This is a genomic window from Natronorubrum halalkaliphilum (assembly GCF_009834785.1).
Lineage (GTDB): Archaea > Halobacteriota > Halobacteria > Halobacteriales > Natrialbaceae > Natronorubrum > Natronorubrum halalkaliphilum.
This window is the reverse complement of sequence record NZ_WUYX01000051.1, coordinates 1-219: the sequence shown is the minus strand read 5'-3', so window position 1 is coordinate 219 and position 219 is coordinate 1. Positions and strand designations below refer to the sequence as shown.

Genomic DNA, 219 nt, shown 5'->3' with positions numbered 1-219 from the left:
CCACTCCAGTACTCGCCGTAACGCAGACGAGCTTATCTTCCGTGTTCGGGATGGGTACGGGAGGTACCTCGTCGCTGTGGCCGCTGTAATGCCGATCGGCGGAATCGAACCGCCGTCAGACCACTATCGGTAGTGAATGAACTGCGCTCGGGAGAGCACAGAAAGTATGAATGGAGGCGGCGAAACGGATTTCCCAGAGGGTCGCCCACTCCAGTACTC

1 rRNA gene (only partly in view) is annotated in these 219 nt (G+C 58.4%); it reads right to left on the bottom strand.

From position 1 onward, the window contains the following. Nucleotides 1–88, bottom strand: a 5S ribosomal RNA gene (gene rrf, locus GS429_RS15315) (it extends 49 nt beyond the left edge of the window). Nucleotides 89–219: the final 131 nt, after the last annotated feature.